Annotated in this window: 19 protein-coding genes; 15 read left to right on the top strand and 4 right to left on the bottom strand. The window is 55.4% G+C overall.

Going from position 1 to position 22,254, the window contains the following annotated elements:
• Nucleotides 1-282: 282 nt before the first annotated feature.
• On the bottom strand, nucleotides 283-1,260 hold the full coding sequence (locus HALA3H3_RS19760; protein WP_022523276.1) for a calcium/sodium antiporter: 978 nt from the start codon (nucleotides 1,258-1,260) through the stop codon (nucleotides 283-285).
• A gap of 345 nt (nucleotides 1,261-1,605) precedes the next feature.
• Between HALA3H3_RS19760 and HALA3H3_RS19755 the strand changes: the two genes are divergently transcribed.
• The 9 genes from HALA3H3_RS19755 to HALA3H3_RS19715 all read left to right on the top strand — a co-directional run bounded on the left by HALA3H3_RS19755 (nucleotide 1,606) and on the right by HALA3H3_RS19715 (nucleotide 10,599).
• Complete coding sequence (locus HALA3H3_RS19755; RefSeq protein ID WP_022523275.1) at nucleotides 1,606-2,979, top strand: paraquat-inducible protein A; 1,374 nt, start codon at nucleotides 1,606-1,608, stop codon at nucleotides 2,977-2,979.
• The gene (pqiB, locus tag HALA3H3_RS19750; RefSeq protein WP_022523274.1) at nucleotides 2,972-4,657 is read left to right on the top strand and encodes an intermembrane transport protein PqiB; all 1,686 of its coding nucleotides are present in this window, start codon (nucleotides 2,972-2,974) and stop codon (nucleotides 4,655-4,657) included. The genes HALA3H3_RS19755 and pqiB overlap by 8 nt, the downstream gene beginning before the upstream one ends.
• A gap of 10 nt (nucleotides 4,658-4,667) precedes the next feature.
• A complete protein-coding gene (locus HALA3H3_RS19745; RefSeq protein ID WP_022523273.1) occupies nucleotides 4,668-5,252 on the top strand; it encodes a PqiC family protein in 585 nt (194 codons plus the stop codon).
• Between the two features lie 65 nt (nucleotides 5,253-5,317).
• Complete coding sequence (locus tag HALA3H3_RS19740; RefSeq protein WP_022523272.1) at nucleotides 5,318-5,824, top strand: helix-hairpin-helix domain-containing protein; 507 nt, start codon at nucleotides 5,318-5,320, stop codon at nucleotides 5,822-5,824.
• A 272-nt stretch (nucleotides 5,825-6,096) separates the two neighbouring features.
• Nucleotides 6,097-7,353: a DEAD/DEAH box helicase gene (locus HALA3H3_RS19735; RefSeq protein WP_009286911.1), complete on the top strand. Its 1,257-nt coding sequence runs from the start codon at nucleotides 6,097-6,099 to the stop codon at nucleotides 7,351-7,353.
• Nucleotides 7,354-7,448: 95 nt separating this feature from the next.
• Nucleotides 7,449-7,952 (top strand): hypothetical protein, encoded by a 504-nt coding sequence (locus HALA3H3_RS19730; protein WP_022523271.1) that lies wholly within the window; start codon nucleotides 7,449-7,451, stop codon nucleotides 7,950-7,952.
• A gap of 8 nt (nucleotides 7,953-7,960) precedes the next feature.
• Nucleotides 7,961-9,169 carry an MFS transporter gene (locus HALA3H3_RS19725; protein WP_022523270.1) on the top strand — a complete coding sequence of 403 codons (1,209 nt, stop codon included), beginning with the start codon at nucleotides 7,961-7,963 and terminating at the stop codon, nucleotides 9,167-9,169.
• Nucleotides 9,170-9,194: 25 nt separating this feature from the next.
• Nucleotides 9,195-10,271 (top strand): asparaginase, encoded by a 1,077-nt coding sequence (locus tag HALA3H3_RS19720; RefSeq protein ID WP_009286913.1) that lies wholly within the window; start codon nucleotides 9,195-9,197, stop codon nucleotides 10,269-10,271.
• Nucleotides 10,272-10,359: 88 nt separating this feature from the next.
• Entirely contained in the window at nucleotides 10,360-10,599 is a 240-nt protein-coding gene (locus tag HALA3H3_RS19715; protein ID WP_022523268.1) for a DUF2789 domain-containing protein, read from the top strand.
• A gap of 37 nt (nucleotides 10,600-10,636) precedes the next feature.
• Here the strand turns inward: HALA3H3_RS19715 and HALA3H3_RS19710 are convergent, their stop codons facing one another.
• Nucleotides 10,637-11,053 (bottom strand): SRPBCC family protein, encoded by a 417-nt coding sequence (locus tag HALA3H3_RS19710; RefSeq protein WP_022523267.1) that lies wholly within the window; start codon nucleotides 11,051-11,053, stop codon nucleotides 10,637-10,639.
• Between the two features lie 221 nt (nucleotides 11,054-11,274).
• Between HALA3H3_RS19710 and queC the strand changes: the two genes are divergently transcribed.
• The 4 genes from queC to HALA3H3_RS19690 are packed head-to-tail and all read left to right on the top strand — an operon-like array spanning nucleotide 11,275 to nucleotide 13,749.
• Entirely contained in the window at nucleotides 11,275-11,988 is a 714-nt protein-coding gene (queC, locus tag HALA3H3_RS19705) for a 7-cyano-7-deazaguanine synthase QueC (RefSeq protein WP_022523266.1), read from the top strand.
• Entirely contained in the window at nucleotides 11,988-12,644 is a 657-nt protein-coding gene (gene queE, locus HALA3H3_RS19700) for a 7-carboxy-7-deazaguanine synthase (RefSeq protein WP_022523265.1), read from the top strand. The genes queC and queE overlap by 1 nt, the downstream gene beginning before the upstream one ends.
• Nucleotides 12,644-13,495, top strand: a complete 852-nt coding sequence (locus HALA3H3_RS19695) for a 6-carboxytetrahydropterin synthase (protein ID WP_022523264.1) — start codon at nucleotides 12,644-12,646, stop codon at nucleotides 13,493-13,495. The genes queE and HALA3H3_RS19695 overlap by 1 nt, the downstream gene beginning before the upstream one ends.
• Nucleotides 13,492-13,749 (top strand): YkgJ family cysteine cluster protein, encoded by a 258-nt coding sequence (locus HALA3H3_RS19690; protein WP_022523263.1) that lies wholly within the window; start codon nucleotides 13,492-13,494, stop codon nucleotides 13,747-13,749. Before HALA3H3_RS19695 ends, HALA3H3_RS19690 begins: the two co-directional genes overlap by 4 nt.
• Nucleotides 13,750-13,770: 21 nt before the next feature.
• Here the strand turns inward: HALA3H3_RS19690 and HALA3H3_RS19685 are convergent, their stop codons facing one another.
• Both HALA3H3_RS19685 and miaE read right to left on the bottom strand, forming a co-directional pair.
• The gene (locus HALA3H3_RS19685; RefSeq protein WP_022523262.1) at nucleotides 13,771-17,670 is read right to left on the bottom strand and encodes an AAA family ATPase; all 3,900 of its coding nucleotides are present in this window, start codon (nucleotides 17,668-17,670) and stop codon (nucleotides 13,771-13,773) included.
• A 27-nt stretch (nucleotides 17,671-17,697) separates the two neighbouring features.
• The gene (miaE, locus tag HALA3H3_RS19680; protein ID WP_022523261.1) at nucleotides 17,698-18,381 is read right to left on the bottom strand and encodes a tRNA-(ms[2]io[6]A)-hydroxylase; all 684 of its coding nucleotides are present in this window, start codon (nucleotides 18,379-18,381) and stop codon (nucleotides 17,698-17,700) included.
• Nucleotides 18,382-18,929: 548 nt separating this feature from the next.
• On the opposite strand from miaE, the gene acnB reads away from it, so the two are divergent.
• Both acnB and rraA read left to right on the top strand, forming a co-directional pair.
• Complete coding sequence (acnB, locus tag HALA3H3_RS19675; RefSeq protein ID WP_009286917.1) at nucleotides 18,930-21,533, top strand: bifunctional aconitate hydratase 2/2-methylisocitrate dehydratase; 2,604 nt, start codon at nucleotides 18,930-18,932, stop codon at nucleotides 21,531-21,533.
• Between the two features lie 190 nt (nucleotides 21,534-21,723).
• Nucleotides 21,724-22,218, top strand: coding sequence for a ribonuclease E activity regulator RraA (rraA, locus tag HALA3H3_RS19670; protein ID WP_022523259.1), 495 nt, complete (start codon nucleotides 21,724-21,726; stop codon nucleotides 22,216-22,218).
• The last annotated feature ends 36 nt before the right edge of the window (nucleotides 22,219-22,254 follow it).

The raw sequence follows: 22,254 nt of genomic DNA, 5'->3' as shown, positions 1-22,254 counted from the left end.
TCCTAAGACCTGAATTGGCATCCCATGGATGGGTTAACACAAGCTTAGTTGAGCCTTCATGGCACGACACTTTTAGTTATAAGCACTAAGCTTATTTCTTTACGCTAGTTTTTTACACTACTTTGCTTGCGTTACTTTTCCTGCGTTACTTTGCTTCACACAGCTTAGCTTCCCGTCACTAGCGCCCTCTTGGACAACCATTGTATTATAGTCGCCGGATGTCCAAGATGAGTCGCATTGACGCACCAATTACCCTTGCGGTGCGGTATGGCAAAGTAGGCGCTATCGCGACATGATAACGACGCTGACCATATAGCTGGTGTACGCGACAAACAGCGCCAGCAGAATCCCCCCTTCCAAGCGATTAATGCGCCGCGGGCGACCACGCCAAGAAAACGCAAACAGGATCATCAGCAGCGTCATACCGGTCATCACGCTCCAGTCGCGCATGAGCACCTCTCGCCCCGCCTCAATCGGCGCAATGACACCGGCGAGGCCGACCACCGCCAAGCTATTAAACAGGTTAGACCCAACCACGTTGCCCAGCACCATATCGTGCTCTTTTCGACGCAGGGCAGTAATCGAGGAAGCAAGCTCAGGGAGCGACGTCCCGATGGCGACTACGGTCAAACCAATAATCAAATCGCTCACACCAAAGCGCAGTGCAATTTCAACGGCTCCCCACACCAGAAGCCGCGAACTAGCGATGAGCAGCACCAACCCCACCAGCGTCCACATGATGGCTTTACCGCGGGACATCGGCTTGCTATCCAGGGTTTCAGCGACCTCAGACACCAGCGCATCGTCGGACTGATTGCGAGAACGCAGAATGCTCACAACGATAAAGACAACCAATGCCAGCAACAGGCCAACGGCCTCCCAACGCGCGACGAATCCATCCAGCAGCATTAGGCCCGTTGCTAACATGACCAGCATCAATATCGGCATCTCTTTACGGATAACGCTAGAGTGCACCGACAGTGGTGCAACAAGGGCTACCAAACCGAGGATTAAACCGATATTGGCAATATTCGAGCCGTAGGCATTCCCCACAGCCAAACCTGGATTTCCGTCCATCGCCGCCAGCACGGACACCATCATTTCCGGCGCCGAAGTACCAAATCCAATCACCAGCATACCGATCAATAGGGGTGACAAACCAAGCCAACGAGAGGTTGCCGCCGCACCGTCGATAAATTTCTCGGCGCTCCAAACCAGTAAGATCAATCCAACTACAACTGCTAATGTGGGAAGCAACATTTCATTTCCTTCATGACATAATGATCGGTACTGTTTTATAGGTTGTGCTTCTGAGCAACACTTCATTGCAACGGCAGTAAGATGCTATTACTAGCAATGCCTGCCACTATATGGCGACACTAGCACGTAAACCTGACGCGGAAGTACGCGGCCAATCAGGTCGAATCTAACTGTTCGCCATTGCGCCGCAGCATCGTTGTCTAAACTAACCCATTGGTCAAGCGGCCAGACTATGTTTTTAAACATTATTTCAGTGACATAGACTTGCTAAAATGCGTGTTTGACATGCTTAATCCGCCACATCCTAGTAGTTTTGCTAGGGGTTCGCACTGAGAGTTTTGGTTTTTGCGCCCACAAAAATTGATTAAGCGCCGTCCACTGCCCGTCAACGCCCCCCTTGTTGACAGCTTGCCGCCTGAGGTTAGAACTCAGCGACGGCGTTTGCGTGCCTGCCACGAATGCGACTGGGTATCCGCGCTACCGCCGTTAAATTCTGGCGAGAAAGCAAGCTGCCCACGCTGCTCACACGTGTTGGTTAAGCGCCATCGCTACCCCGCTCAGCGCAGTATGGCCCTGGCCATCGCCTCGCTTGTCGCACTAATGCTGGCAGTGTCGTTTCCGTTTATTAGCTTTACGGTCAGCGGAGTAAGCAACCGCATCGAGCTGACCCAGACCGCCACCACACTGATTGGCTTTCACCAACCCGTGGTGGCTATCGCCGTTATTATGACCATAGTGGTGCTGCCAGCCGTGTATTTGCTTGGCGTTCTTTGGCTTCAATTTGGACTACTTCGCGATCGCCCCCTGCCCTTTAGTCGCGATATTGCACGCTCACTGGCGCATTTAACGCCGTGGATGATGGCCGATGTCTTTATTATTGGCGCCTTGGTGAGCCTGATAAAAATAGCGGGCCTGGCCGATGTGGAAATAGGCATCTCCTTCTGGGCGTTTTGTGCATTTGCGCTGCTGTTGCTGATGACAAGCCAGTCCCTGGATGCCGATTGGATGTGGTTCTCGCTTGAGGGAGAACCACTGGCTCCCGAAGGTACCCGGACAGGCCTACCCGCTGGTGAACAAGGGCTGACCGGCTGCCCAACCTGCGGACTGATTAACCGCCTATCGCCCCAGGGCCGTGGGCATTGCATTCGCTGCCATGAAAAGCTTCATCAGCGTCTTCCTAACAGCTTGCAACGTACTTGGGCACTGCTGGGCGCCTCTGCCATTATGTATATTCCAGCCAATATCTACCCCATTATGACCACTACTAGCCTAGGCAACTCCTCGCCTTCTACGATTATTGGTGGCGTTGTTCAACTGATCCAGATGGGCTCCTGGCCGATCGCAGCGGTTATCTTTATCGCCAGTGTTATCGTACCTGTAGGTAAACTCGTTGCACTAACTTGGCTTTGTTTGGTGGTTAAACGTAGCAGTGCGTTCAATGCTCAAAGTCGCACGCGGCTGTATCGTCTAACAGAGTTTATTGGTCGCTGGTCAATGGTCGATGTCTTCGTGGTGGCTATCTTAGTGGCACTGATTCGCGCAGGCTCCCTGATGTCGATTACGCCAGGCCCTGCGTCGCTCGCCTTCGGCGCCGTGGTTGTGTTAACCATGCTTGCAGCAATGACCTTTGACCCGCGCTTAATTTGGGATACCCCTCTTCCACATCGTCACCCTCTTCTTCGCCGTAAAGCGGCCACCAAGGAACCTGTTGATGGCTAACGAAACAGAATCGTCAAACACTGACCCGATTAACGATCAGGAGCTAAATAAGGCTAAAACATCGCGCCAGACCAGATTATCGCCCATTTGGGTGGTACCGATCGTCGCGATTGCTATTGGGTTATGGCTGGTTTACGACAATTACGCTAGTCGTGGAACTCAGGTGACGCTGACCATGGAGAGTGCTGAAGGCATTGAGGCGGGCAATACGCTGATTCGCAGCCGTAATGTTGAAGTAGGCCGCGTACAAAGCGTGCGCCTGTCTGACGACCTTTCCCATGCAGTGCTGACCGCTCGTATTCAGCCGGAAGTGGAGGACCTTCTGCGCGAAGATACCCGCTTTTGGGTGGTTAAACCGCGCATTGGCCGTGAAGGTATTAGTGGGTTGGGTACCGTGCTCTCTGGCGCTTATATACAGCTTGAGCCAGGCACAGAGGAAGCACCACGGCGAGAATTCCCCGTTAGCGATATCCCCCCTGTTGCACCCGCTGGCCAAGCGGGACTGCGTCTTAGCTTGACGAGCCAGTTAGGTAACTCACTACGCGTCGGTGACCCGGTCTCCTATCAGGGCTACACCGTGGGACGCATCGAAGAAAATAGTTTCGAGCCTGAGTCACGCACCATGCAGCACCAGCTATTTATTGAGGAGCCATATACAGACTTAGTCACCGACAGCACTCGCTTCTGGACCTCTAGCGGTGTCGATTTCCGCTTAGACGCCGACGGCGTTCGGGTTAACGTTGAGTCATTGGAAGCGCTGCTGGGTGGCGGCGTTACTTTCGGCGTGCCCGAAGATCTGCCCATGGGTCAGCCGGTTGAAGCCAACACACGGTTCACTCTCTACGCTGATGAGGATGCCGCTCGGGAAGGAACCTTTAATCGTTATTTGGAGTATGTACTGCTGGTCGATGAAACGGTACGCGGACTCTCTAAAGGCGCACCGGTAGAGTTTCGCGGGGTACGCATGGGCACCGTTGCTGCCGTACCCTGGAACTTTACCGCTCCGCAGCCCGACTCACGGGCACGCTTTGCCATCCCCGTACTGATCAGAGTCGAACCTCAGCGCCTAGGGATCGAAAATAGCGATATTGACCTGGAAGAGTGGAAGGCGAGATTCCAACGCATGTTCGGCCTCGGACTACGCGCCTCGCTAAAAAGTGGCAGCCTGTTAACGGGCGCTCTGTTTGTAGACTTGAACTTCCACCGCGACCTTGCCGATGAGTATGTCGCCGAGCGCTTCTCAGATCGAGATGTCTTCCCCACCGTAGCCGGCGGCTTTGCTCAGATACAGGCCCAGGTAACCGATCTACTTGAGAAACTAAACGCCCTTGAGGTTGAACCGCTGTTAACCGGTTTGGATAGTAACCTTCAAGCTTCTGAGAGCATGCTGAATGAGGTTCGCGACGTGAGCGCCTCTCTTAATCAATTGCTCAATGATCCTGAAACCCAGGCTGTGGGCGGCAACCTCAACGCAACCCTGGAGGAATTGCGCAGCACGCTACAGGGGCTATCGCCGTCATCGCCGGCCTATCAAGAGCTGACAACCGCCATTGAGCGACTGGATCGCTTGATGCGTGACCTGCAGCCTTTGACTCGCACGCTCAACGACAATCCCAGAGCACTGTTGTTTGATAATCTGGATGCTCAAGACCCCATACCGCGTGCGCCACGTGATTAAGGAGCGAACGATGTTTACATGGATGAGATATTCACTGCTGCTGATCTGCTTGTTGCTATCCGCCTGCGCCAGCAGTGTCACGCCCCCCGCTCGCTATATGCTGCCAAGCGACCCATTGGCTAGCACACCCCGCCAGCCCGAGGGTACGCTTATAGTGAGCGCACCACGGCTAGCCCACTACCTGGATGTCGACGGCATTGTGATGCAGCTAGACGACATTACACTGAATGCCGCTCGGGAACACCAGTGGGCAGAAGGCTTAGGCAGGCAATTAGAGCGGAGAGTGCGCGCCAATCTATCCAAAGCGTTGCCAACACTTAGGGTTATGCGTGGTGAAGGTGATCAATCCAACGCCCTCACCCTGCGCCTGAACGTAGATCAATTCCAGGGCCGCTTTGATGGTATCGCCGTGGCTAGCGGCCAATGGCAATTGCTAAACGATGCCGGCGAGCTGTTAGAGATGGAAACTTTCTATGCCGAAACGCCTCTTGCAGAAGATGGCTATCCCGCCCTGGTGCGTGCATTAAGTGATAGCTGGGATCAAGCTGCCGAACTTATCGCCACTAAAATACGTCAGGGCGATTATTTTGATTAATCAGTGCTTTTCTAAACTGAGTTTGCTGCACTACGCTTAATGCTAACCCTCTCAGGGATGTCAATATGCCAGCTGAACCAAGCCAGACCACGGGTCTGCCCGCTGAACAACTACGCGATGCCATTAACGCCCTAATGCATACCGTAACGGCACTGCTTGAGGGCGAACCGACTCAAGGAGTCCTCGAAACGGCTTTAAATAGCCACGATGCTCTGCGCGATCAGTTAGCAGCCCAGGCTCACGATGCCACAACGCTAGCCGCGCTTCAGCGCATTGAGCAGTTTATTACTATTCAAGCTGGGCACTATTATCAAATGGCTAGCGTCGATTTTGATGAACAGCAAAACAGTCGTTTTCTCACCCTCTTTGCGCGGCAACTACTGGGGCTCGACGGCATAGGACCAGCCACGGCCCGCCAACTGTTTCAACTTGGTGTTTTCACCCCTGAGCACTTTTTTACATTAGCCCCCAAGGAAGTGGCCCAGCTTGATTTGCCTGCGGCTACTTTAGCGCGGTTAATCCCACTGCATGCCCAGGCCCCATCGCTGGAACGATTCAGCGAAACAAGCTGAGGCCCTATAACCGTGTTACACTACTCGGCTTATTACTGACACGTAGTTTTCTGGTGTGTCCGTGCACACCAGGATGATAGTGCTGCTTGGCGCTATAACCTTCACGTCTCCTGTCACGGTCATCCACGGCTACCCAACGACCATCGCGGCACACTGAATTATCTGGCAGACTTCGCTGCCGCGAAGGTGAATCAACCTCGCTTTTTGAACATTACATCTAGTGATAACAGCCACTTACCGGTATTAACTCACTAGGTGACTGCGGAGAACGCATGAGCTTTTCTGAACTTGGCCTGCACGCCGATTTATTACGCGCTGTTACAGCGCAAGGTTACACCGAGCCTACCCCGATACAACGACAGGCTATCCCCGTCGTACTAGAAGGTCGTGACATGCTGGCCAGCGCCCAAACCGGCACGGGTAAAACCGCTGGTTTTACGCTGCCAATGCTGCAACGTCTAAATACCGGCAAACGACCTACAAAGCGTCAGGTACGTGCACTGGTGCTAACCCCTACCCGTGAGCTTGCCGCTCAAGTAGGCGAAAGCGTGTCGACCTACGGTCAACATCTGGCACTGCGCTCCCACATTATTTTTGGTGGCGTTGGCCAGCAGCCTCAAATCGATGCCCTAAAAGCCGGTTTGGATGTACTTGTAGCTACCCCTGGCCGCCTGCTGGATCTTCACCAGCAGGGGCATGTGGATCTCTCCTGCGTTGAGATTTTAGTGCTTGATGAAGCTGACCGTATGCTGGATATGGGCTTCATTCACGACATTAAGCGCCTGCTGCGCCTGGTGCCTAAAAAGCGCCAAAACCTGCTGTTCTCGGCGACATTCTCTAACGAGATCCAAACCCTGGCACAACAGTTGCTGGATAACCCGGCGATGATTGAGGTAGCGCCACGGAATGCCACAGCCGACAAAATTGAGCAGGCCATTTACCGTGTCGACCGCGAGAAGAAGCGCGAACTGCTGGCTCACTTAATTCAACAGAACGGCTGGTTCCAGGTTCTGGTATTTACGCGCACCAAACATGGCGCTAACCGCCTTGCAGAGCAGCTCTCCAAGCAGGACATCCCTTCCATGGCGATCCATGGCAATAAAAGCCAGGGAGCTCGCACTCGCGCGCTAACGGCATTTAAGAGCGGCGACCTGCAGGTACTCGTGGCCACCGATATCGCTGCTCGCGGCCTGGATATCAATGAGTTGCCCCACGTCGTCAATTTTGACCTACCCAACGTGGCGGAAGATTATGTCCACCGCATTGGCCGCACAGGCCGTGCGGGCAGCAATGGCGAAGCCGTTTCGTTGGTGTGTGTCGATGAAGATGCCCTGCTGGGCAATATTGAGCGGCTAATCAAGCAGAAGCTAACAAAGCACATTGAACCTGGCTTTGAGCCCGACCCCAGTATCAAACCTGAGCCCATCGAGAATGGTCGACGCAACCAACGTCAGCCTCGCGCCAAACGCAAGCCCGAAGGCCAGAGTGCCAATACCGGCGGCGAGCGTAAACGCCGCGCGCGGCGCTAGCTCAGAGCGCAGGAATATGCGAAGGTGTCGCCTTTGCATATTCCAAGCCGCTGTTTCCAGCAGCTATTTTAGCCAATACTTTTCACGGAGTGATTATGGCGTCTTCTCAACTGATGGCCGAGTATCGCCAATGGCTGACGTTCCAACGTCAAGAGCAACTCAGCCGCGAACATCAAGGGATCGTGCAGCGTTTAGAGGACGCCCGTGCGTCAGCTAATCAGGTGCTTCAAGCCTACCGCAGTATGGCTGAAAAGGCCTCGACCGAAGGGGCCTGCTACCGCACGATTTTCTTGCGTCAACGGGATGACAACCACGCCCTCCCCTGCGAAGGCTGGCTTTTTGTACGCCGAGTACTGAGCGAAGGCAATAGCACCCGCGTACGTGTCACCCTGCTTGAAACTTTTACCCTTGAAGATGGCATCATGGCGCCGGGCGATAAACCTGCTCGCAAGCTTACATTAGAAATATTTGACCAGTTGAATATGGATAAAGGCATGCGCACAAACGTCAGGGTCGACTGTCTGGACACTCCCCAGGATTACCACTTTATTACGCTACTCGATGCCGTTCGCGGAGACTTGCGTCCCCAGCTTAAGTAAGTACTCGTATGGCAACGCGTCGCTCGATTACGTTTATTTTGCTGATGGTCGTGGTGGGGCTTAATTTACGCCCCGCCATGTCTTCGGTTGCCCCACTGCTTACTCGCCTGCAAGAAAGCGCGGGGCTTTCCGCTACCGCTGCGGGGTTACTCACCACGCTACCCGTGCTGTTTTTAGGCCTCTCCGCCCCGCTTGCCCCTGCCCTGGCTAGACGTATAGGCAGTGAACGGGCGCTAAGTTCGGCATTGGCGCTACTGGCTGCGGGGTTGGTTTTACGTGGTTTACCTTTCCCCGGTGGGCTCTTTATTGGCTCGGCGATGGCAGGCTGTGCGATCGGCATTGGCGGCACCCTGCTACCGGCCCTGGTTAAGCGTGAACTTCCCGATAGTGCCGACCTGCTTACCGGTTTATACACCATGGCGCTCTGCTTAGGTGGCGCCTTAGGGGCTGGGTTTAGCGTCCCATTAACGCAACTGCTCGGCAGTTGGCAGGCGAGTTTGATGAGCTGGTCACTGCTGGCGCTGCTCGCACTGGTGCTTTGGCACTTCCAAATGCCCCGAACCACAATGACCAACACGCCGACAGCGCCCAAAAGCGGTATTTTACGGCTTCTTAAGCAACCGCTTACCTGGCACGTCATGCTGTTCATGGGCATTCAATCGTCCATGGCGTACATCGTATTTGGCTGGCTGCCTACTCTGCTGGTTGATCGCGGTTATAACGAGGCCGATGCGGGCTGGACAATGGCGGTGTCGATTATGTGCCAGCTAGCCTCCGCGCTAGGCGCGCCCTGGCTTGCACGAATGGGGCGTGACCAGCGTCCCGCGCTATTGGCTGTGCTGCTTAGCACCGCCATTGGCCTATGGATGCTACTTATTGCGCCATTAGTGTGGCAATGGCCAGGCGCCGCTTTACTGGGTATCGGTCAAGGTGGCAGCTTTAGCCTGGCACTGAGCCTACTCGTCTTACGCACGGCCAACTCCCGCCTTGCCGGTCAGCTTTCTGGGCTGGTTCAGGGCGGTGGTTATACACTGGCAGCACTTGGGCCTTTTGGTGTGGGAGTTATGCTGCAAACAGGCGCCAACACATCACAAATCGCTTGGTTATTGATTATTCTGATCACGGTTTGTTGTGGCTTTGCGCTACTGGCGGGCCGTAATCAGCGTCTAGATGACCAGAGCGGCGAACTTTTGATACAGCGCGTAAGACCCACTTAGCAGGTTTCGCACAAAGCCCCAGGAGATGGCGATGATCCCTCACTCCCCTCTTGCCAGCAGCGTTCCCGCCCAAGAGCGAATATTAGTCATTTACACCGGCGGCACTATCGGTATGCAACAGCATGCTGAAGGGCTTGCGCCTAGCGGTGACTTTGCCACTCGCATGGCAAAGGCCCTGAGCCAGCTACCGCTTGCCCAACAGCAATCCCTTCCACCTTATAAGGTCGTCAGCTACACCACGTTGATTGACTCAAGTGCGGCCACCCCGCTCACTTGGCAACAGCTCGCCCAGGATATCGACGACCGGCTAACGGCCTTCGCCGGTTTCGTGATTATTCACGGCACTGACACACTCAGCTGGACCGCTTCCAGCCTCGCCTATCAACTCCAGGGGCTAGATCGGCCAGTGGTCGTCACGGGCTCGATGTTGCCACTAGAATCGCCCGACAGCGATGCCTTGCACAATTTGCACGGCGCGCTGCAGTTCGCTGACAAGCCTGAGCTCCAAGAAGTGGCGATTTACTTTGCAGGGCAATTGCTGCGGGGTGCCCGCGCCATTAAGCAGCACAGCGAAGCAGCCAACGCCTTCGCAAGCCCTAACTACCCACTGCTCGGCGAGCGGGTAGGCGACGATTTCGTTTATTACCCCAGCCGTGGGCTTGGCCTGCAGCAGCGTGGCGCGCCACGTTTCGAGCTCCCCGACTACCGCCTGGTCAATCAGGGAGAGATCGTGCGCATCGCTCTTTGGCCGGGCGTAGCAGCCTGGCAGCTGGATGCTTGGTTGAGTGATTCACGGGTAAAAGGGGCGTTACTTCAGCTCTGGGGCGCGGGCAACCTCCCCGACGATCCCCACTTGCTTAACGTACTTGCCAGAGCCACCGGCGAAGGCAAACTGCTTGCCGCCATTAGCCAGTGCCCGCAGGGCAGTGTCCACCTGGGTGCTTATGCGGCAGGTCACGGCCTGAGCGATGCAGGCGTTGTGGCAGGCGATGATATGACGCCGGAGGCGGCGTTCACCAAGCTAGCCCATTTACTGGCCCAGCCACTCGCGTTAGAAGATCAACGACAGCGCTTTTTAACACCACTGGTTGGCGAACGTTGATCAAACAAAGGCTTTTGTGTGCTGGCGCAGACTGAGAATCAAGCTATGTTATAGGGAGCATTCTAACCGTTTGAAGGAGCAACAGATTATGGAAAAGCCGGTACACCATTTCAGCGAACTATTCGAGCAGTTGGGATTGGCATCTGATGCAGCTTCAATCGAGCGCTTTATCCAGCGCAACGCCCCACTTCCGGAAACGATGCCATTGTCTGAAGCTCCCTGCTGGAACGAGGGCCAGGCAGAATTTCTGAAAGAAGCCGTAGATGAAGATGCCGACTGGGCAGAGGTCGTTGACCACCTTGACGCCTCAATGCATAAACCACAATAAGTCGGTGGCCTGATCACCAATGCGCTGCTAAGCGGCGCTACTGATTTAAACGTGCCTCAACGCGCTCAAGAATTTGTCGGCTGACTTTGCCGACTAGTGGCTTGGCCGCTTTGTTGACGGCTTTCTCCATTAAGCGGTTGCGAATTTCATAGCTCAACGTTAATGCCACTTCGGTACCTTCTGGCACCTCGCGAAGGCGATAACGTCCCTGGTTCTTCACACCATCCAAGGACTCCCAGGCAAGCACATAAGGCGGCTGAACCTCGGTAACCATGACATCAAACGCCCAGTCCATGCCCACGGCACGTACGTGCCAGCGGTAACGGTTTTCGCCCAGCGTTTCTATTGAGCGAATCAGATCCGAGTAATCGGCAAAATCCTCGACACGACGCAATAGTTCAAACACTCGTTCGGGCGGAGCGTTAATGATTTCACTATGTTCAATAGTTGCCATTGGTTCGCCTCTAACGACATGGATGGATAGCGTAGCATGTTGATATTCATGCTGCCCGCCTACGCACTTTTTTACTTCAACCAGGTACATGGTCAGCGCTAGAACTGGTCAGACTAACGGCTATTGCGTAAACTGCCGCCCTTCCGGACCGGACCCCGGAACGCCGCGTCAGCTAAACGCTGCTCGCGATTAATAAATTCTCCGACAAAGAGTGTTTTCTCATGTCATCAATACCCCCAGTGGCGGCTGATACAGCCACCACAACCGTCGTTATCTATTCCGGTGGAATGGACTCTTTTACCGTGCTTCATCGCGCGCTGCGAGAAGGGCTTAGCGTACACGCGCTTTCGTTTGACTATGGTCAGCGGCATGCTCGCGAACTCGACACTGCACGCCAAGTGTGCGCCTCGCTGGGGCTACCCCATCAAGTAGTCGATATTCGCGCCATACACGGCCTGATTGATCATTCGGCGCTCACCAATCCAGACCAAGCAATGCCACAGGGCGACTATGATGCGGACAACCTGCGCGCTACCGTCGTACCCAATCGCAATATGATCTTGCTCTCCCTGGCGATTGCCAAGGCTGTGAACATTGGCGCAGAACGAGTCGACTACGGTGCCCATGGCGGCGACCACATTCTCTACCCCGACTGCCGCCCCGAATTCGTCGAGGCAATGAACCATGTCGCGGGCATCGCCAACTTCGAGCCAGTGAAGCTACACGCCCCTTATCTCAAAGTAAGCAAGGCCGACATACTGCGTGAAGGCTTGGCAATGGGATTGGATTACCGCCATACCTGGACCTGCTACGAAGGCCGTGAACTTGCCTGCGGCGTATGCGGCAGCTGCCGCGAGCGGCTGGACGCCTTTGCCGCCAACGGTGTTACCGATCCATTGGCTTACAGCGTAGACAGCGCAGTAGGTCAGCGCTGATGTATCAGGTCAAAGAAGCCTTTTACACCCTCCAGGGGGAAGGTGCTCAAGCGGGCAGAGCGAGCGTTTTCTGTCGTTTCAGCGGCTGCAATCTGTGGTCGGGCCGTGAAATTGATCGGGCGACGGCTAAATGCACCTTTTGCGATACTGACTTTATTGGCACTAACGGCATCAATGGCGGCAAGTTTGCTACTGCTACCGCCCTTGCTGAACACATTGCCGGGCTCTGGCCCAGCCAACTCGGTGACGCCAAGTCGCACGCGACGCCCTATGTGGTGTTTACCGGCGGCGAGCCGCTGCTGCAGCTTGACGCAGCGCTGATTGCCACACTGCATAGCCATGGGTTTGAGGTGGCCGTCGAGACCAACGGTACGCTGGCTCCGCCACCAGGTATTGACTGGCTATGTGTCAGCCCTAAGGGTAGCAATCCGCTAGCCATTACCCAAGGCGACGAGTTAAAGCTTGTCTACCCTCAGGTGGACGCTCCCCCGGAGCAGTTTTCAGGCCTAGGGTTTCGCCACTTCTTTCTACAGCCGATGGATCTTGCCCCTCTCAATCAGGATAAGACCACCGTTGCTGAAGCGACCGCCTACTGCATGGCTAACCCCCAGTGGCGCCTATCGCTACAAATGCACAAATTAGCAGGTTTTGATTAATGTCCCTATTCGTGAACCAACTGACCCATATTGACGTTTCCCTTTGGTGTTCCGAGCGCGGCCTAGTAGGCTGCAGCTGGCAGGTGGACGCAGTGCTGGATGGCGAGCTGGGCGAAGATGGCATGCTGTTCGATTTTGGTGAAGTCAAGCCGTGGATCAAGCGCACGCTAGACAGCGGCCTCGATCATACTCTGCTGGTACCTACTCAGGCGCCTGGGGTCACGGTGACGGAGTGCCCCGAAGGTGTGTGCGTGCGAACCACCACGCCCTATCCGATGGAAGTGCGCGGCCCCAAGGAGGCGTTTAGCCTGCTGCCGTGGCAAACCATTGAGCTTGACACGGTCGCGGAGCACTTAAGTCAGCAGCTGACTGAAGAACGGCCTGAGAATGTCCATCAGGTTACCCTTACGCTTAGCGACGAGGCCGTCGATGGCGCTGCCTATGGCTACTCGCACGGCCTGAAGCGCCATTTAGGCAACTGCCAGCGTATCGCTCACGGCCACCGTTCACGGCTACACATCTTTCAGCAAGAGCTGCGTCAACCTACGCTCGAACAACAGTGGGCCGCATGGCTGGAAAATCGCTACCTGCTTGAAGAGGCGGATATCACCTCACGGGATAACGATTTCCTTACCTGCGGCTATCGCGCCGCCCAAGGTGATTTCTCCATTACGCTGCCACAGTCGCTATGCGCAGTCCTCCCCGGCCCCACCACGGTAGAAAATATCGCCGCCTGGCTGGCAAAAGAGGTTGCCACGCAAAGCGGCGTAACCACGCGTATCCAGGCCTTTGAGGGCATCAACAAGGGCGCGATTGCCGTATGTTCACCTAGTCCAAGTGCTAGGCTATGAGTGAAGGGTGTCGTGCGGGGTGTGGCGCCTGCTGCATCGCGCCTTCAATTAGCTCAGCTATCCCCGGCATGCCTGAGGGCAAGCCGGCGGGCGTTCGCTGCGTGCAGTTAGACGAGGATAACCTGTGCCGTTTGTTCGGGGATCCGAGCCGCCCCAGGGTCTGCGAGCGGTTTAACTTTGACGCTAGTGTGTGCGGCGAGAACCGGGAAGAGGCGCTCGCCACCTTGACGTGGCTGGAGCAGGACACCCGTTAAAGAGCACCCTGCTTTAGCTTATCAACCTTCAGCGCCTACCGGCCGAGGCAAACGGCGATCCAACAAGCTGATCCAACGGGTTAGCACCGGCGCATCGCTGTGGCTGACTTCGCTCAATAACTGCCTAAAACTCTCTTTCGCCTGCTGGTCGTTGGGCTCAATACGCGTCAGCCATAGTTCAAGGGCCGCTAGCTCCTGGTGGCGATTGCCGTGCTCGCGGGACTGGTTTATCGCCATCTCAGCCAATGCCTTGACTTCATTGGCGGGGTGTCCAAGCAGATCACGCACTTTAGCCAGTTGGGTGGCTAATTCGGGCAAAAATAGCGTGGTACGCTCACGGGCAATCACCAAGCACTGATCGAGGTACTCCTCTGCGGCATTTAACTCGCCTAGTTCAATGCAGGCATCCGAGTACCACAGCACCGGCCGCTGGTAGCGGTCACGGCCGTTCAGCTCCGCCATCTGATCCAGGCTCTCGCGTAACTGAGTCAACCCGGTAGTATCACCAGCCAAAGCTCGTTGCCAACCAAGAATACACTGGCTGGATATTTGCCACAGCTGTAAATCGGGCGTTCCGGTCATTGCCGCCGCCCGCTCCGCATGCCGCGCGGCCAAATGGACGTGGCCTAGCTGACGATAGAGCGCAGCGGCAAATAGCAGCGCCAGCGCCAAGGTACCGGGGTGAGCAATCTTCTCCGCCAGCCGAATCGCCGCCGAAACTTGCCGCTCGGCACGCTGATAATCACCACGCAGGCAGAGCGCCCAGCCCTGAAAGCAGGCGGCTGAAACTTGTGGATGATCAGAGAACGGTAGCCACTCGATCATCATTTGCGCATTGAGCGGATCGATTTCATCTAAATGGTCGTGAGCCTGCTGAATGCGACCCGCCCAGTACTCACAGTTGGCCCGGGCATAATCGGCCAACCGACGATAGCGAGGGTCTTCAAGGCGTGAAGCAAGATCAGCGAGCGTCGACGCCAGTGCAAAGGCATCGGCATGAGCATAGCGCTGGCTACGCCCCACCCAAAGCCCCCATTTGACTAGGAATATCTGCTCAAGATCTTCTGGATCCTCCAATCTATCGGTACCCGATTCGCGCAGCAGTTCCCTCGCACGCACAAAGCTTTCGTGAGCGGTAGGCGAGCCGTGGCCCTCAAGTGAGAACGCCGCCTGACCACGCACGGTGAGCAGACTTACTTCACGCTCAATCTCATGCTCAACGTGGCGCAAGCTCGCCAAACCGAAATCGGCCATGCGTAGCGCGGTTCGGTTGGCGCTCACCTTGAGCGCTTCACGGGCGGCCAATTCGAAATAGCGTGCACCACGGGCATAATGACCGCTCCGGCGCAGGTGAGTGGCAAAATCGCCGGGGTGGCGACTAATCCAGACAGGGAAGCGCTCCTCTATTAGGGTCACTACCTGTTGGTGCAGCTTGACCCGCACATCCCGCGGGCAAGAAAGGTAGGCAGCTTCTTGCAGCAACTGGTGGCTAAACTGATATTCGTGCTCGCCGCTCTCTTTATCGACCGGCTCGACAATCTCCAGCGCCCGCATATGTTCGAGAGCCTGGTTAAGTCGCCCTTTTTCCCAGCCGCTACACTCCAGTAGGAAATCCAACCGGAAACGCTTACCCAGCACTGCCGCTACGTGGGCAATTTCGCGGTCACCCTCAAGCTGATCAATACGGCTTGCCAGCAGCCCTAACAACCCCTTGGGCAGTTCATCGAACTGGACACTACGCCCTTCGCGACGATCCATATCCAGACGCCGGCAAATTTCCTGCATATAGAGCGGCACGCCATCGCAGCGCTCAATAATCTGGTTACGTAACCGTGGGCTCAAATGAATGCGGTAGCGCCGTGACAGCTGTGACAATAGCCGTGAAGACTGCTGCGGATCCAGATTCCCCAAACTAATCTGTTGATCCCAATGTAGCTTCACCGGCAGCAGTTCTCGGCCGTGGTGGCTAGCCACCAACATGAAGGCGGTATTGATAGGTAAACGTGCCTGAAGCCCCGCGAGCACTTTAAACGACGGCTCATCAAGCCACTGTAAATCATCGACCATCAGCACCAGGGTATGAGTGGTCGCCTGGCGCTCGATTAAGCGGTGCAGCAACATCACCACCAATTCAACGGCTTCACCGCTTTGGGCAAGCTGGGTGATCTCCTGAACTTCGTGCACCCCAAGCGCCTCTTCCAACAGGTGCTGACGCTCGGGCGTAAGCTGGTCAAACTCAAGCGTTGCCTGTAGCTCGTGAATCGCCTCGATAGTCAGCGGTTGCTTGAGATACCAGCCCACCAGAGTCCGGGCAACGCCGTAGGGATCTAGCACCGACAGCCTCGTGGTGGGCTGCCAGCAAATTGCCGCATCGCGACTAAGCTCTAACTGGCGGAAACCGACCATCAGCGCCGATTTTCCCATGCCAGATGCCCCACGAACTAACACGCTTTGACGCAAACCTATACCTGCCCGCGCCAACGCATCGCGCAGCGTACGCAGCGAGGTTTCACGCCCAACCAGGCTAGGCGGCAGTGCATCGCGACCGCCTTCGTTTAGGCCCAGCACTAAAGCGCGCAGTCGAACGCGACCATCGCTAGCCACCAAACGCGATACCAAGCGTGGCTGTAGATCAAGCGCGGGCGGCATGTGCTGACTGGCTTCTTGTGAGATAACCAGCTCACTGCCTTCAGCTGCGCTCATTAGCTCCAGCGAGGTTTGGGTGACTTGCCCCAGCGGGTCCGCCAATTGCCGCTCGGGCAAGTAGACGACTTGCCCACTGTGCAAACCAGCAGCTAACTCAAATTGCGGCACTTCGCCTTCGCCAGACCAGTGGCGAGCACTCTCCTGGGGAAGCGCCTGACGGCAGTGCTCATAGAGCGCCACTAACTCAGCCAGTTGGTGAGCAGGCCCATGGGTACCGAAACACGCCAGCCCCAAGCCGCCAGTGGCGCCAGGCAGCCAGAAGCCGCCCAAGTGATGGCACTGCTGCTCTAGCCATCGCAACAGCTCTAACTGCAGAGTGAGGCAATGTCGGGTCGCGGCTCGGTCTTGCCACTCCCCTTTCAGGCGCAGCCGGATAGCCATCACGGAAAGTTGGCGCAGCTCAATCTCATCTTCACGCAGCGGTTTACTGTCTGCCGCCAGCGCGCGGGAAAACGCGCCCTGGGGACTCATCATGCGCGGATCATGGTGGCCGTCAGACCAGTAGTTTGCCAACTGTAAGAAGCTAGGTTCAGGCTGCTGGCCTGACAACGCCAATAGCTGCAAGTAGCTATTATACTGCTCGTGCGCGGCGGCCATTTGATTCTGTTCAACCAGTTGGCGAACCAAGCGCTCATGAAACGGGCCATAGCCGGAAAAGCGACTGACCAGTGTTTCCAGGATCAGATCAGGCACATCGGTATGTGCTTCGAGTACTTGTTCAGCAAAACGAATGACGCGCTGGCGCCACTCATTGCGCACCTGGACTAACCAGCGCTGAAACTCACTACAGGTGGCCAATTGAAGTTCTTCAATCAGGTCACCTTGGTAACAGGTCATCAGTGCTTCCAGGGTATCCAAGTCGCGCGGCCCTTCAAGCAGTTGTTGCAGTGTATGCAGGTCGACTTTCCAATTGGCCGGAAGCTGGAAGGCAATCGTTTGCCGGGAGACGCTTAATACTTGGTCGGCGCTCTCCCCCAACGACTGGCGTAAACAGTGCAGCGCGTGACGCAGGTTAGTTCTGCCTGAGGATAACCCTTGGTCAGGCCACAGCAGTTCGGCCAGCGCGGCGCGGTTAACCGGCTGACGATGCAGCAGCAGATAAACGAGCAGCGCCTTCACTTTGTCGTAGCTAAAGTGGGTTAATACGTCTTCGCCCTGGGTAAGCGAAAAGTGACCAAAGAGAGTTAACTGGTCTGTCTCACGAGCATCGCGCATGATAAACATCCTGCCGGGCTAAGCGGGTTAAGCTGGCACACCGCTATGGAAACGAAAAGCCGTATCGGGCGTAGTAATCAGCTCCGCTTCACGCGCTACAAAAAAAGCGATCCGCTCATCAATAGAGCCCGATGTCTGCTGGCGAGCCAGTAATAGGTAGTCCTCAAAGTGACGGCCTTCTGACTTCACCAGGGTGCGATAAAACTTGGCGAGCTCTTCATCTAAATACGGAATCAAGCAAGCGAATCGTTCGCAACTACGCGCTTCGATAAGGGCGCCAATGATGAGCACATCGATTAACCGTTCGGGATCATTGCTGCGCAGGTGTCGCCTAAGGCCTTCCGCGTAGCGTGAAGCGGTCAAGTGTTGGTAGGTCACCCCACGCGCCTCCATGAGCGCAACCACTTGCTCGAAATGGAGCAACTCTTCGCGCGCCAATTGCGACATTTTGCTTAGCAGAAGTGGCTGATCGACGTAGCGATAGAGCAAACTCATGGCGGTGGAAGCGGCTTTTTTTTCACACTGAGCGTGGTCGACCAGCAGCGTTTCAGGATTCTCTAACGCCCATTGCAGCCACGCCTCAGGTGTTGCACAGGCCAAAAACTGGTGCAAACTTTCCGGCAGCAGATCATCCGCTTTCACCGCATGATCAGCCGTTTGTAAGGCATTCTTTTGTTTAGAGGGCGGAAGTGTACCGGGTTGTATCAACATAACACCATTACCGAGATTATATCTCACTATTGTACAACATATAAGCGCGCAAGGCGCTTACAGTTCCCTGTTGAATTGCGTTCTTCATACCCTGAATCGCTTATTACTAATGTAGTTGCGCGCTTAAAAATGCTCCACACACTTTTAATCAGCTCGCTTACGTAAGTACCACAGCAGTTAGATAGCGCTAAGGTCATAAAGTGAGGACTATGGTAACGCGCTGTAACGACAATCACACCTGCACAACCTGTGGTTAGCCCGTAAATGGGGAAAAAACTTTCCTGTTTTTACGCCAATAGGCTAATAAAAAGCGTTTTTTTGATCCGTTTAAATCAAGGTATCAACATAAAGTACAAGAGTCGTCTTTGCTTGCCAGCTTAACATTGTCGACAGTTTGCCGTAGAATCGCAGCCATCCAACCACACGCTGTTTGTCAAGCGTATGTCATATGTGATCGGCTCCACTCTACACCCACTGCGCGGCCACCACCGTGCACCGTGCAGGCCATCACCATAAAGTAAATGAAACGTGAATGAGAGGGCCCCAACGTGCTTGAAGCTTACCGCCAACATGTCGAGGAACGTGCAGCTGAGGGCGTCCCGCCCAAACCCCTAAACGCCGAACAAGTAGCCTTACTGGTTGAGCTGCTGAAGACGCCACCGGCCGGTGAAGAGGAGTTTATCCTCGACTTAATCACCAACCGCGTTCCGCCGGGCGTTGACGAGGCAGCTTATGTAAAAGCAGGCTTTCTTACCGCCATTGCGAAAGGTGAAGCGAGCTCTCCGCTGATCGACAAGATTCACGCCGTCAAGCTACTGGGTACCATGCAGGGTGGCTACAACATCGTTTCAATGGTAGAGCTACTCGATAACGAGGAGCTTGCCCGAGAAGCAGGCGAGCAGCTCAAGCACACACTGCTGATGTTCGACGCCTTCCATGATGTGGAAAGCCGCGCCAAGAACGGCAACAGCGTCGCTAAAGAGGTTATTCAGTCCTGGGCAGACGCCGAGTGGTTCCTGTCTAAGCCGGCACTGGCTGAAAAAATCACCTTGAGCGTGTTTAAAGTCCCGGGCGAAACCAATACCGATGACCTGTCTCCCGCGCCGGATGCCTGGTCACGTCCGGATATTCCGCTCCATGCCAACGCCATGCTCAAAAACGAGCGCGACGGCATTGAGCCAGTGGTTCCAGGTACCACTGGCCCGCTCAAGCAGATCGAAGACGTTAAAGCCAAAGGCTTTCCCGTCGTTTATGTAGGCGACGTAGTCGGCACCGGCTCATCGCGTAAGTCAGCCACTAACTCGGTACTGTGGTTCTTCGGCGACGATATCCCCTACGCTCCTAACAAGCGCGCTGGCGGTTTCTGCTTTGGTAGTAAAATTGCGCCTATTTTCTTTAACACCATGGAAGATTCGGGCGCCTTGCCGATTGAGATGGACGTCACCAACCTGAATATGGGCGATGTCATCGATGTTTACCCCTACGCAGGTAAAGTGTGCAAGCACGATAGCGACGAGGTAATCACCACCTTCGAGCTTAAAACGCAGCTGATTCTGGATGAAGTACGCGCTGGCGGCCGTATTCCCCTGATCATTGGCCGTGGTTTGACTGGCAAGGCGCGTGAGTCACTGGGCCTGCCCACCTCTGACGTTTTCCGCCTACCTGACCAGCCTAAAGATACCAGCAAAGGCTTCACCTTAGCGCAGAAAATGGTCGGTAAAGCGTGCGGTTTAGAGGGCGTTCGTCCCGGCATGTACTGCGAGCCCAAGATGACTACCGTTGGCTCGCAAGACACCACCGGCCCGATGACCCGTGATGAGCTGAAAGACCTTGCCTGCCTGGGCTTCCAAGCCGACCTAGTCATGCAGTCGTTCTGCCACACCGCGGCTTATCCGAAGCCCGTAGATGTGGATACTCACCACACCCTGCCCGACTTCATCATGAACCGTGGCGGCGTTTCGCTGCGCCCCGGTGACGGTATCATCCACAGCTGGCTCAACCGCATGCTGCTGCCTGATACGGTGGGCACCGGCGGTGACTCGCACACCCGTTTCCCGCTCGGCATCTCATTCCCGGCGGGTTCAGGCCTGGTAGCGTTTGCCGCGGCCACCGGCGTTATGCCGCTGGATATGCCGGAGTCGGTACTGGTTCGCTTCAAGGGCAAGCGCCAGCCTGGTGTTACGCTACGCGATTTGGTTCACGCTATTCCGCTCTACGCCATCAAGCAAGGCTTGCTGACCGTTGATAAATCCAACAAGAAAAATGCCTTCTCCGGGCGTGTGTTGGAAATCGAAGGACTTGAAGATTTAACCGTTGAGCAAGCCTTCGAGCTTTCTGATGCGTCCGCCGAGCGCTCCGCCGCTGGCTGTACCATTACGCTGTCTGAAGAGAGCGTTGCCGAGTACTTGAAGTCCAACATCACCCTGTTGAAGTGGATGATGGGCAACGGTTATGGCGATGAACGCACCATTAGCCGTCGTATTGAAGGCATGGAAGCGTGGCTGGCCAACCCCAGCTTGATGCGTGCCGACCAGGATGCCGAGTACACCGAAGTTATCGAAATTGATCTGGCTGAAATTAAAGAGCCGGTTCTTTGTGCACCGAATGACCCGGACGATGCGCGCCTGCTGTCTGAAGTCGCTGGCCAGAAAATCGACGAAGTCTTTATCGGTTCATGCATGACCAACATCGGCCACTTCCGGGCTGCTGGCAAACTGCTTGAGAAGCAGCCTGCCGGTAGCTTAAAAACCCGGCTGTGGCTGGCACCACCGACGAAAATGGATCAGCATCAGCTGACTGAAGAGGGCTACTACGGTATTTATGGCCGTGCCGGTGCCCGTATGGAGATGCCGGGTTGTTCATTGTGTATGGGTAACCAGGCCCGCGTTGCCGCTAAGAGCACCGTGGTGTCTACGTCTACACGTAACTTCCCGAACCGTTTGGGTGACGGTGCCAATGTGTACCTCGCCTCTGCGGAACTGGCGGCCGTTGCCGCAGTAGAAGGACGCCTACCCAGCGTTGAAGAGTATCAACGCTATATGGGTGAGTTTGACGCTATGGCGGGCGAGATTTATCGTTATATGAACTTTCACGAGATTGAGGAGTATCAAAAGATAGCCTCAAACGTGATTCCGGTCGCTCAAGAAGCCTAACGCTTGTTAAGCACTTGAGATAGACCGCCCCATCGCCGATGCTCGCACCATCGCAGAAGATGTGACACGTTGCATTTTCTGAGTCGATGACCGAACGCCCCGCCACTGTTTTACAGGGCGGGGCGTTTTTTATGCTCTACCTTTCTAAACTGTCCGGTAATCCAACAGTGTTTACCCTTAGGAGCTTGTGATGACGAAGTCGATTGATATAGTGACGCCCGATCTCTGCGATGCGCATCCAGAGGTTGCGGTGCTTGACCCGTTATTTGCCAATTTTGGCGGGCTTGAAGCTTTCTATGGCCCTATTCGTACAATCAAATGCTTTGAAGATAACTCCATGGTGAAACAGGCCGTTGCCGAGCCGGGTAACGGCGCGGTGCTGGTGGTGGATGCGGGTGGTTCGCACCGCTGCGCCATGCTGGGGGATATGCTCGCCGAGCAGGCCGTCGCCAACGGCTGGGCAGGGATCGTTATGTACGGCTGCGTGCGCGATGTGGATATACTAGCCGCCCTGCCGATTGGCGTTCAGGCGCTAGGCAGCCATCCGCGCAAAAGCGAAAAACGCGGCGAAGGACAACGCGATATTGACGTCACCTTTGCTGGTGTTACTCTGCAGCCTGGACAGTGGCTGTATGCAGATAACAACGGCATTATTGTTGCCGAGCAAGAGCTGCCACTTTCCTAACAAAGACCTCCGTAGTCATTAAATTTGTCTTAAAAG

Origin of the sequence: Halomonas sp. A3H3, assembly GCF_000982975.1 — a bacterium.
Lineage (GTDB): Bacteria > Pseudomonadota > Gammaproteobacteria > Pseudomonadales > Halomonadaceae > Vreelandella > Vreelandella titanicae.
Note: the sequence above shows the minus strand (reverse complement) of the source record. Positions and strands in the feature narration are given on the sequence as shown.

What these genes read in the sequence shown, in the direction of transcription:
- HALA3H3_RS19760 (WP_022523276.1), bottom strand. Translation starts at nt 1,260, where the DNA reads ATGTTGCTTCCCACATTAGCAGTTGTAGTTGGATTGATCTTACTGGTT.
- pqiB (WP_022523274.1), top strand. Translation starts at nt 2,972, where the DNA reads ATGGCTAACGAAACAGAATCGTCAAACACTGACCCGATTAACGATCAG.
- HALA3H3_RS19745 (WP_022523273.1), top strand. Translation starts at nt 4,668, where the DNA reads ATGTTTACATGGATGAGATATTCACTGCTGCTGATCTGCTTGTTGCTA.
- HALA3H3_RS19740 (WP_022523272.1), top strand. Translation starts at nt 5,318, where the DNA reads ATGCCAGCTGAACCAAGCCAGACCACGGGTCTGCCCGCTGAACAACTA.
- HALA3H3_RS19735 (WP_009286911.1), top strand. Translation starts at nt 6,097, where the DNA reads ATGAGCTTTTCTGAACTTGGCCTGCACGCCGATTTATTACGCGCTGTT.
- HALA3H3_RS19730 (WP_022523271.1), top strand. Translation starts at nt 7,449, where the DNA reads ATGGCGTCTTCTCAACTGATGGCCGAGTATCGCCAATGGCTGACGTTC.
- HALA3H3_RS19725 (WP_022523270.1), top strand. Translation starts at nt 7,961, where the DNA reads ATGGCAACGCGTCGCTCGATTACGTTTATTTTGCTGATGGTCGTGGTG.
- HALA3H3_RS19720 (WP_009286913.1), top strand. Translation starts at nt 9,195, where the DNA reads ATGGCGATGATCCCTCACTCCCCTCTTGCCAGCAGCGTTCCCGCCCAA.
- HALA3H3_RS19715 (WP_022523268.1), top strand. Translation starts at nt 10,360, where the DNA reads ATGGAAAAGCCGGTACACCATTTCAGCGAACTATTCGAGCAGTTGGGA.
- HALA3H3_RS19710 (WP_022523267.1), bottom strand. Translation starts at nt 11,053, where the DNA reads ATGGCAACTATTGAACATAGTGAAATCATTAACGCTCCGCCCGAACGA.
- queC (WP_022523266.1), top strand. Translation starts at nt 11,275, where the DNA reads ATGTCATCAATACCCCCAGTGGCGGCTGATACAGCCACCACAACCGTC.
- queE (WP_022523265.1), top strand. Translation starts at nt 11,988, where the DNA reads ATGTATCAGGTCAAAGAAGCCTTTTACACCCTCCAGGGGGAAGGTGCT.
- HALA3H3_RS19695 (WP_022523264.1), top strand. Translation starts at nt 12,644, where the DNA reads ATGTCCCTATTCGTGAACCAACTGACCCATATTGACGTTTCCCTTTGG.
- HALA3H3_RS19690 (WP_022523263.1), top strand. Translation starts at nt 13,492, where the DNA reads ATGAGTGAAGGGTGTCGTGCGGGGTGTGGCGCCTGCTGCATCGCGCCT.
- HALA3H3_RS19685 (WP_022523262.1), bottom strand. Translation starts at nt 17,670, where the DNA reads ATGCGCGATGCTCGTGAGACAGACCAGTTAACTCTCTTTGGTCACTTT.
- miaE (WP_022523261.1), bottom strand. Translation starts at nt 18,381, where the DNA reads ATGTTGATACAACCCGGTACACTTCCGCCCTCTAAACAAAAGAATGCC.
- rraA (WP_022523259.1), top strand. Translation starts at nt 21,724, where the DNA reads ATGACGAAGTCGATTGATATAGTGACGCCCGATCTCTGCGATGCGCAT.